Origin of the sequence: Enhygromyxa salina, from assembly GCF_002994615.1 — a bacterium.
In the GTDB taxonomy this organism is placed as follows: Bacteria; Myxococcota_A; Polyangia; order Nannocystales; family Nannocystaceae; genus Plesiocystis; species Plesiocystis salina_A.
This window is the reverse complement of sequence record NZ_PVNK01000130.1, coordinates 1-9,065: the sequence shown is the minus strand read 5'-3', so window position 1 is coordinate 9,065 and position 9,065 is coordinate 1. Positions and strand designations below refer to the sequence as shown.

7 protein-coding genes are annotated in these 9,065 nt (G+C 72.1%); 6 read left to right on the top strand and 1 reads right to left on the bottom strand.

Annotation, left to right across the window (positions count from 1 at the left end):
* Positions 1–23 precede the first annotated feature (23 nt).
* The 6 genes from ENSA5_RS13460 to ENSA5_RS13435 are packed head-to-tail and all read left to right on the top strand — an operon-like array spanning position 24 to position 7,404.
* Positions 24–1,730 (top strand): hypothetical protein, encoded by a 1,707-nt coding sequence (locus tag ENSA5_RS13460; RefSeq protein ID WP_106392052.1) that lies wholly within the window; start codon positions 24–26, stop codon positions 1,728–1,730.
* Entirely contained in the window at positions 1,723–3,060 is a 1,338-nt protein-coding gene (locus tag ENSA5_RS13455) for an HAD-IIIA family hydrolase (RefSeq protein ID WP_106392051.1), read from the top strand. Before ENSA5_RS13460 ends, ENSA5_RS13455 begins: the two co-directional genes overlap by 8 nt.
* Positions 3,057–4,067 (top strand): GHMP family kinase ATP-binding protein, encoded by a 1,011-nt coding sequence (locus tag ENSA5_RS13450; protein ID WP_106392050.1) that lies wholly within the window; start codon positions 3,057–3,059, stop codon positions 4,065–4,067. The genes ENSA5_RS13455 and ENSA5_RS13450 overlap by 4 nt, the downstream gene beginning before the upstream one ends.
* Positions 4,054–5,502 carry a glycosyltransferase family 4 protein gene (locus ENSA5_RS13445; RefSeq protein WP_106392049.1) on the top strand — a complete coding sequence of 483 codons (1,449 nt, stop codon included), beginning with the start codon at positions 4,054–4,056 and terminating at the stop codon, positions 5,500–5,502. Before ENSA5_RS13450 ends, ENSA5_RS13445 begins: the two co-directional genes overlap by 14 nt.
* Positions 5,499–6,380 carry a galactosyltransferase-related protein gene (locus ENSA5_RS13440; RefSeq protein WP_106392048.1) on the top strand — a complete coding sequence of 294 codons (882 nt, stop codon included), beginning with the start codon at positions 5,499–5,501 and terminating at the stop codon, positions 6,378–6,380. The genes ENSA5_RS13445 and ENSA5_RS13440 overlap by 4 nt, the downstream gene beginning before the upstream one ends.
* Complete coding sequence (locus ENSA5_RS13435) at positions 6,361–7,404, top strand: polysaccharide deacetylase family protein (protein WP_106392047.1); 1,044 nt, start codon at positions 6,361–6,363, stop codon at positions 7,402–7,404. The genes ENSA5_RS13440 and ENSA5_RS13435 overlap by 20 nt, the downstream gene beginning before the upstream one ends.
* A 71-nt stretch (positions 7,405–7,475) precedes the next feature.
* Here ENSA5_RS13435 and ENSA5_RS13430 read toward each other — a convergent pair whose 3' ends face one another.
* The gene (locus tag ENSA5_RS13430) at positions 7,476–8,888 is read right to left on the bottom strand and encodes a DUF4215 domain-containing protein (protein WP_106392046.1); all 1,413 of its coding nucleotides are present in this window, start codon (positions 8,886–8,888) and stop codon (positions 7,476–7,478) included.
* Positions 8,889–9,065 lie beyond the last annotated feature (177 nt).

Genomic DNA, 9,065 nt, shown 5'->3' with positions numbered 1-9,065 from the left:
ATCGAAACCCCGAGAACCGACCCATGCCCGACACCCCTATCCAAGCCCCGATCCGCGAGTGGTGGCCGGTGGACCTCGACGATCGCCTCGTCGAGGCCCTCGAGGCCTTCGTGACCGAGCTCGACGCCGAGGCGCCCGCGCTCGATCTTGGCGCGCTGGCCGACGCCGAGCATCGCCTCCGCCATGCCATGCACCGCGAGGTCCACGAGATCATCGAGGGCGCGTCCTTGTCTCACTACTGCCACGTCATCAACGGCTGGGGGGACGCCCGGGTACGCGAGGGCCGGCTCGGCGACGGCCTGGCCTTCTACGCCCGCCGCGGTCCCGAGGGCCCCTACATGCGGCAGATGCATCGCGACGGGGACTTTCACCCCTGGCAGACCCTGGCCTACTCGCTGATGGCGGGCGCGGACATCGAGCGTGAGCTGCCCGAGCTCGGCGTGTCGATGGCCGAGCTCTACGCGGTCAGCACCGAGCTCGGCACCGATGAGGGCGAGGAGCTCGGTCACTTTTTGTTCGCTCAGGCCTGGCTCGAGCCGGCGGCGGCCGAGGCCCGCTTCGAATTCGCCGGGCGCAGCTGCGATCTCGTCGAGCTGATGGAGGCCGCGATCGAGGCCCACCACGAGGGGCACTTTCGGGTCTGCTGCAAGATCCACCTGTGCGAGGGGATCTGCGCCGCCGCGGCGAGGATCCCGGCCCTGGCGGGCTTTCGCGCCCAGGCTCAGGCGCTGCTCGACGGCCACCTCGACATGATGCTGCTGTTTACCCTCGGCGCGCGCGAGCGGGTCGAGGCTCAGCTCGCGGGTCGGAGCCTGGGCGAGGACGCGCTGGGCAAGGCGGTGACCCGGGCCCTGGCGCGGGCCGAGACCTTCGAAGATCACGTGTTCTTCGCCGGCCACCAGCTCGAGCTGGCCTGCTTCGCGGCGCACTTCGGCTACGAGGTCCGCAGCGTGTACCGCCGGGCGATGACCTTGCTGGCCAACCTCAGCAACACGATCTTGCCCCACTACATCGGGGCGCCGGAGCAGGGCCGCTGCGCCTTCGCCGAGCACTTCTTGTTCCACGGCCACTACCGCCGGGCGATCACGATGTTGCCGGAGATGCTCGCGGCCGAGGGCGAGGCGGGCTTCCTCGACCCGACCACGCTGGCCGCGTTCACCGTCGACTTCAACGCGGACTGCGAGGTCCCGGAGCCGGTGACGCCAGCGCAGCCCGACGCCTGGACCCTGGCTCCGGCCAGCCGCGAGCGGCCCCGCTTCGCCGAGCTCATCGCGGCGGTCGCCGAGGTCTTGCCCGCGGGCTTCGAGCTGCGCGGCAACCGGGCCCACTACCGCCACGTCAAGCCGGAGCACTGGCCCAAGTCGCTGCACTACGAGCTCTTGGACCTCGGGGCCGAGGCGCCCTACTTCGGTCTCGAGCTCCACCTCGAGGACGACGCCGTCAGCCCGCTGATCCCGGTGTTCGCCGCTCAAGCGTCCGGCTTCGCCGAGACCCACGCGGCCGAGCTGGTCAGCTGGGAGCCGCGCTGGGGCAACGGCGCGCGCTTGCGGGCCTTCGTCCATGAGCAGCAGCCCGTGGCCGAGTCGGCCGCGCTGCTCCGGGCGCTGATCGAGCGCAGCTACGCCGAGGTCGACGCCGCGCTCGAGCAGCTGCGCGCGCGCGAGGGGTTGATCGGCCTGGTCCAGCCGGCGGTGTTTCGCGGACCGGAGGCGGAGCGTGTCGATGGTTGAGGGCCGAGAGGCACAGGCGCTCACCGGGGTGATCGTCGCGGGCGGTCGGGCCACGCGGATGGGCGAGGCCGCCGCGGAGCTGCCCAAGGCGCTGCTGCCGATCGCCGGGGTCTCGGTGCTCGAGCGTCAGCTTGGCCAATTCGAGGCCGCGGGCGTGCGCCGGGTCGTGATCCTGGCCGGGCACCTCGGCGAGAAGATCGAGGCGGCCGTCGCCGCGCGCGGGCCTGGGGGCCTGGAGATCGAGCTTCGGATCGAGGACCGCGCGCTGGGCTCGGGGGGCTGCTTGGCCCTGCTCGGCTCGCTCCCGGGGCCGGCGGTGGTCGCCCTCGGCGACGTGGTGTTCGAGCTGGATCTCGGCGAGCTGATCGCCGCGCATCGCGAGCAGGGCGCGGCGCTGACCGCCGCCGTTCACCCCAACGAGCACCCCCACGACAGCGACCTCGTCACGCTCGACGCCAGCGGGCGGGTGATCGCCCTGCACCCCAAGCCGCACCCGGAGGGGCTGGGCCTCGGCAACCTCGTGACCGCCGGGCTGTTCGTGCTCGAGCCCGAGCTGATCGCCGGCCTCGCGCCCGACACCAAGCTCGACCTCGTCCACGACATCCTGGCCGGGGCCCTCGCCGCGGGCCGCCGGGTCGCGGCCTGGAAGACCACGGCCTACCTCAAGGACATGGGCACGCCGCGGCGCTACGCCGAGGCCGAGGCCGACTACGCCCGGGGGATCCCCGGCCAGCGCCTGGGCCCGCGTCCGACCCTCTTCGTCGACCGCGACGGGACCCTCAACCGCCACGTCGGCTACCTGCGCCGGCCCGAGCAGCTCGAGCTGCTGCCCGGGGTCAGCGAGGCGATCGCCGCCTGCAACCGCGCCGGGATCTTGGTGGTCGTGGTCACCAACCAGCCCGTGCTCGCCCGTGGCGAGGTCGACGAGGCCGGGCTCGCGGCGATCCACGCCGAGCTCGAGACTCAGCTCGGTCGGGCCGGCGCCTACCTCGACCGCATCTACCACTGCCCGCATCACCCCGAGGTCGGGTTCGCGGGTGAGCGGCCCGAGCTCAAGATCGCCTGCCGCTGCCGCAAGCCCAAAGCCGGGATGATCGAGGCGGCGCGAGCCGAGCTCCGGGTCGACATGGCCCGCTCGGTCCTCGTCGGCGACAGCGTCCGCGACCTCGGGGCCGCGCGCGGGGCCGGGCTGCGGCCGATCCTCGTGGGCCCGGCGATGCGCGAGCCGAGCCGCGAGCAGGGCCTGGAGTGGTTCACCGATTTGGGCGCAGCGGTCCGGGCCCTGGCGCCCGAGCTGAGCGCGTCGACGCTGGAGGCACGAGCAAGTTGATCACCACCCGCACCCCCCTGCGCGCCAGCTTCGTCGGCGGCGGCACCGATCTCCCCAGCTACTATCGCGAGCACGGCGGCGCCGTCGTGTCGACGGCCCTGCGCCTCTACGTCGACGTCAGCGTGCGTCAGCGGCCGGCCCTCGGGGGCCCGCGCTATCGCCTGGCCTGCGGCACCCACGAGGAGGTCGACAACCTCGGCGCGATCGAGCACCCGATCGTCCGTGAAGCCCTGCGCATGGTCGGCGTCGACGCGCCCCTCGACATCGTCTCGCACAGCGACGTGCCGAGCGGGACCGGGCTCGGCTCCTCGTCGAGCTTCGCCGTCGGCCTGCTGCTCGCGCTTCAGCGCCTCGTTGGGCGCGACCCGAGCCCGGCGACCCTGGCCCGGCAGGCCTTCGAGCTCGAGGTCGAGATCCTCGCCCAGCCGATCGGCCGCCAGGATCAGACCATCGCCGCGTTCGGAGGCCTACGCCACATTCGCTTCGCCCAGGACGAGCGCGTCGACGTCGGGCTCGCGCCCGCGCCCCGCAGCTGTCAGGACGCGCTCGAGGCCGGCGCCTTGCTGTTCTACCTCGGCGGCCAGCGCCGGGCCGGGCAGCTGCTGCGGGCCCTGAGTCAGCCAAGCCAGGACCAGCGCGAGCGCTTGCGGGCGATCGCCGGGACCTGCGAGGCCTTCGCCGCGTGCCTGGCTCGCGGGGGCAGCCTGGCCGAGCTCGGGGCGATCCTCGACGAGACCTGGCAGCTCAAGCGACGCCTGAGCCCCGGGGTCTCGCCGCCGCGAGTCGACGCGGCCTACGCCGCCGCCCGGGCGGCCGGCGCTCACGGGGCCAAGCTGCTCGGCGCGGGCGGGACGGGCTGCCTGCTGATCCTGGCCGAGCCCGCAGCGCACGGCGAGATCCGCCGCGCGCTGGGTGAGTTCGCGGAGTTGCCCTTTCGCTGCGCCGAGCGTGGGGCCCAGGTCTTGCTCGAGGTCGAGGGCGAGGAGGGTCGAGATGGCGGACGCTGAGCTTCGCGTCGGGACCTGGGGCTTCGGCCCGCACCCGTGGGTCAGCGTCGAGCGGACCCGGGGCTTTTACGCGCGCAGCTGCGCCCCGGACATCGCGCTCGTCGACCTCGACGCCGGGCCCCTCGCTGAGGACGTCGACGCGATCTTGTCCTTCGCCAGCGCTCGCTGGCATCGCGAGCCGCGGCCTGGCGACACACCGATCGTGCTCGCGATGCACGGCGGCCCGGTCGTCGAGCACGCGCTGCTGCGCGAGCTGTTGCCGAAGCTGCGGACCAGCGACACCTTGCTGGTCAACTGCCGCTCGGACCGAGCGATCGTCGAGGGCCTGTGCGAGCAGCCGCCCCACGTCCAGGTCCTGCCGCTGCCCGTCGACACCGACTGCTTCGTGCCCTTCGAGCGCGCCCCGTGCCGGGCTGAATTCGGCCTCGACCCGGACGCCGTGGTCCTGGGCTTCGTCGCTCGCCTGGTCCCGCAAAAGAACCTCCACGGCTTCTTGCGCGTCGTCGCCGAGCTCCGCCGCCGGCTCGCGCCCCGACCCGTGCAGGCCCTGGTGATCGGCAATTTCTCGGCCAGCTACCCGGTGCTGGACTACGGCTGCCGAGCCTACCCGGACTACATCCAGGAGCTGCGGCGGCGGCTCGAGCTCGGCGACGCGCTGCGCTACTTCGCCGCTCGGCTCAGCGACGACCAGCTCGCGGCGGCCTACTCGGCCATGGACTTCCTCGTCCACCCCTCGATGGCGATCGACGAGAATTTCGGCTACGCGCCGATCGAGGCCATGGCCTGCGGCACCCCGGTCGTGGCCTCGGCCTACGGGGGCATCAAGGACTCGGTGATCCACGGCGAGACCGGGGTCCTGCTCTCGACCTGGGCCAGCGAGGGCGGGATCCGCATGAACCTGAGCGCGGCGGTCGAGGCGATCGTGGCCCTCGTGGACGAGCCCGCTCGCCACGAGGCCCTGTCCGTCGCCGCCTTCGATCACGTCCACGCCAACTACGCCGAGGCCCGCTGCGCCGGGGTCCTGCGCGCGACCTTGGAGCAGGCGGCGCGGCGGCGCGGCGGCGAGGCCCTGCGCACGCGGCCGAGCTCCGTGCGCGTGGCCGACGACTCCCTGCCGCCCACGGACCCGCCCTACGCGGCCTTCGCCGAGGCGATCGGTCACTACGTCAGCCATCCGCGACCGCGGCTGCGACCCGCCAGCCTCGTGCGTCGAGCTGCGCCGACCCGGCGTGACGACGCGGGCGAGCTGCGCCTCGACGACCCGGCCTGGCCCGCGGCCGTGCGGCTCGACCCCGAGGACCTCGAGCTGCTCGAGCGCTGCGCCCGGCCGGTCGCGGCCAGCGAGCTCGCCCCGCCCGGGACCGCGGCGTGGACTCGGCTCCAGCGCTACCTCGACCGGGGCCTGTTGATCCCCGCGGAGTACGAGCAGCCATGAGCATGATCTCGATCGTGATCCCGTGGGCCAACCGCGACGAGCTCGCGACCTGCCTGGCGGCCAACGCCGAGCTGCTCGCCGGGCTCGAGGGGCAGCTTGGCGGGCGGCCCGAGCTCGTGGTCGTGGACTGTGGCGGAGACCCGGGCCGCTGCGAGGCCGCCCTGGTCCGGGCTGGGGTCGCCGTGACCCTGGTCGAGATCCCCACCGATCGCTTCGACAAGGGGCTGGCCCTCAACCTCGGCGCCCACGCAGCGGCGGGGGAGAACCTGGTCTTCCTCGACGCCGACGTGATCCTGGACGCGGACTTCTTGCCGGCCGCCGTCGAGGTCCTGGCCGGGGGCGGCTTCGCCACGGTCGCGCGGGTGCGGGAGTCCAAGGCGAGGCCGGACCCGCTGGCCGACGCCCGCGGACTTCGAGCCCTGTCCCACGTGGTCGAGCTCGAGAGCGCGGCCGGGGCCGTGGTCCGGATCGAGACCAACCGGCGGGAGTTCGCCGATCAGAGCCGCGGCGGCCCCGGCCTGATCGCGCTGCGGCGTCAGGACTTCGTCGCCGTCGACGGCATGAATTCGGATCTCCAGGGCTGGGGCTGGGAGGACGTCGATCTGGTCGCGCGCTTGCAACTGCGCGAGCTCGGTCCGCGCGTGGCCGTGGGCGGGGCGCTGCACCTGAGCCACGACGACGCGCTGCGCAGCACGGCTGGCGCGAGCCGGGCGCATAGCGAACAGCACAATTTCTCGGTCTGCGTGGCCAACTACCGCCTCGGGCATTTGCGCGGTACCTTCGCCGACGACGTGCAGACCTGCGCCGACGCCATCGAGATACGATCTTGGAGCCCAAGCCGCGCCGGAGCGGAGCCTCGTGCTCGCGCGAATCACTGAGCGCGGGTTGGGCTTGCTGGCCCTGGGGCTGAGCTTCGGGCTCGGGCTCGGCTGCAGCCAGGCCAAACCGCGGACCGTGGCCGAGCGCGCGGCGACCGGGGCCGAGGGAGCCGAGCCCGACGAGCCCGACGCGACCCCGGACCCGGACCCGGCGAGCTTGGTTGCGATCCACCTGTCCTTCGACGACGCGCCCGGGGCCGGCTTCGCTCCGGGCGCCCGACCGGAGCAGGCCGCGTCCTACAACGAGCTCAACGTCGAGATCCTCGCGACCCTGGCCGCCCACCACGCGCCGGCCTCGGTGTTCTACAACTGCGACAAGCTGCTCGAGGGCGACACCAGCCTCGCGGCCTGGGCCGCGGCGGGGATGGAGATCGGCAACCACACGGCCAGCCACGCCAACCTCGCCGAGGTCGGGCTCGAGCCCTGGCTCGACGACGTGCGCCGCTGCGACGCGGTGTTGCGCGAGCGCCTCGACGAGCCCCCCGCCTACCTGCGCTACCCCTACCTGTCCGAGGGCGACACCCCCGAGCTGCGCGACAGCGCCAAGGCGGCGCTCGCAGACATGGGCTACCAAAACGCCCACGTGACCGTGGCCACGACCGAGTGGCTGCTGGCCACGGCCTACAGCGTGGTCAAGCAGCGTGGCGACGCCGAGGCCGAGGCCGAGATCGTCGCCGCCTACCGCAAGCACATGCTCGACGCCGTCAGGGCCGCCCGCGAGCTGGCGATCCACGAGGTCGAGCGCGAGACCAGCCAGATCGTGCTGTTTCACGTCAACCGCCTCGCCGCCGATCACCTCGACGAAGTGCTCGACGACTTCGAGGCCGCCGGCTACCACTTCGTCACCCTCGACGAGGCCCTCGCCGATCCGGTGTTCGAATTGCCCGACAAATTCGCCGGGACCTCGGGTATCAGCTGGCTCGCCCGCATCCACGACCCCGAGCGAGAGCGGCCTCCGTACTGGTTTGGGATCGAGGAGGGCCGGCTCACCGAGGCCTACGGCGCCCTGCTCGAAGGCGATTGAGGGCCTCCTCGTCTCCTCCTGGGGGGGCCCTCAATCGCCGCGAGGAGCGGGTCGTCGCGCCCGCGGCTCGATCACAGGCACAGGTAGATGTGATAGCGCTTGTTCGCGCTTTGGCCCTGACGACAAAAGGCGTAGCCGCCGCCCGCTGGCGAGCCGAACGCGGTCAGGCTCCCGGCCTCCGCGTAGTGGGCCCAGCAGCCGGGCGAGTTCGAGTCGTGGAGGATCAGGATGTCGTTGTAGGTGATCGAGGGGAACATCTGCTCGGCGTAGTTTTGCCAGTAGTCCTGCGCGTCAGCCCAGACCTGATACTGCTCCTGCGAGTAGGTCCCGCCGTTGTTCTTCCACGACCCGACGTAGTTGGTGGTGTCGAACAGCTCGCAGGTGTCGCTCCAGTCCTGCTGTGAGCCGAGGCCGGGCTCGAGGCGATCGCGGATGACGATCGTCATGTCGGCGCCCCACTCGCCCCAGTCGTGGGTCTGGGCCCAGACCGTGTGGCCGCCCGCCGACATGTCGCAGTAGACCTCGTAGGGGTCGTTGCCGCCCGGGCCGTCCGGGTCGATCACATATTCGCCGTCGGCCGCGTTGGGGTTGCCCTCGTAGTAGTTGAGGCAGTAGGGCACCGCGTCCCACTCGCTGCAGTCCTCGGTGCAGCCGACGCCGTCGCAGACCTCGACGCCCTGCTGGACGAAGCCGTCCCCGCACACGGCCGCGGTGCAGCCCGGGACGCACGCGTCGGTGCCGTCCTCGTTGCCGTCGTCGCACTCTTCCATGCCCTCGTAGACGTAGCCGTCGCCGCACTCGGCGGGGACGCACAGCGGCGCGATGCAACCATCGGTGTTCTCAACGTTGCCGTCGTCGCACAGCTCGACGCCGGCCTGGATGTAGCCGTCGCCGCAAAACGCCAGCTGGCAGGCCGGGCAGTCGTCGGAGGTGTCCATGTTGCCGTCGTCGCACTGCTCGCCCTCCTGGATCACGCCGTCGCCGCAGACGCCGGGGGTGCACTGCGAACTGCAGCCGTCGGTCTCGTCGTCGTTGGCGTCGTCGCACTCCTCGACGCCCTCGTGGACGAAGCCGTCGCCGCAGGTGGCCAGGGTGCAGCCCGACACGCAGTCATCGGAGTTGTCGCTGTTGCCGTCGTCGCACTCTTCGAAGCCCTCGTAGACGAAGCCGTCGCCGCACGATGCGATGAAGCAGTTGGTCGTGCATTGACCGGAGTCGGAGTTTTGCGGGCCGAGGTCGCACTCCTCGCCGGGGTCGACGATGCTGTCGCCACAGTTGGGGTTCGGATCGCCGTCGCCGTCGCCGTCGCCGGGGTCGCCGTCGCCGTCGCCGTCGCCGCCGTCGCCGTCGCCGTCGCCGCTGCCGCCGCCGGTCTCGGACAGCGAACCGAAGCCCGAGAAGGTGCCCGAATCGTCGGGGACGGGCGTGCACGCGCAGGTGAGCAAGGCAGCGCAGCACAAGGGGAGCAGAGATCGCTCGGTCATCCGGCCATGCTAGCCGAGCGAGGTCTCGCCGTGAAGCCCGCTCTAGCAGCCCGGGGTGCAATGCCTCGCGCCGCCTCGCTTGGCCTGTTCACCGAGGGCTTTGTCGCCAAAACTTGCAGTACGCCCGGTACAGCGGCGTTTTGGCTTCGCGCCCTCGGCGAACATTCCGGCGCGAGG

Bases quoted from the DNA above. Each gene is read 5' to 3' on its own strand.
- ENSA5_RS13455 (WP_106392051.1), top strand. From the start codon at position 1,723: ATGGTTGAGGGCCGAGAGGCACAGGCGCTCACCGGGGTGATCGTCGCG.
- ENSA5_RS13430 (WP_106392046.1), bottom strand. From the start codon at position 8,888: ATGACCGAGCGATCTCTGCTCCCCTTGTGCTGCGCTGCCTTGCTCACC.
- ENSA5_RS13460 (WP_106392052.1), top strand. From the start codon at position 24: ATGCCCGACACCCCTATCCAAGCCCCGATCCGCGAGTGGTGGCCGGTG.
- ENSA5_RS13445 (WP_106392049.1), top strand. From the start codon at position 4,054: ATGGCGGACGCTGAGCTTCGCGTCGGGACCTGGGGCTTCGGCCCGCAC.
- ENSA5_RS13440 (WP_106392048.1), top strand. From the start codon at position 5,499: ATGAGCATGATCTCGATCGTGATCCCGTGGGCCAACCGCGACGAGCTC.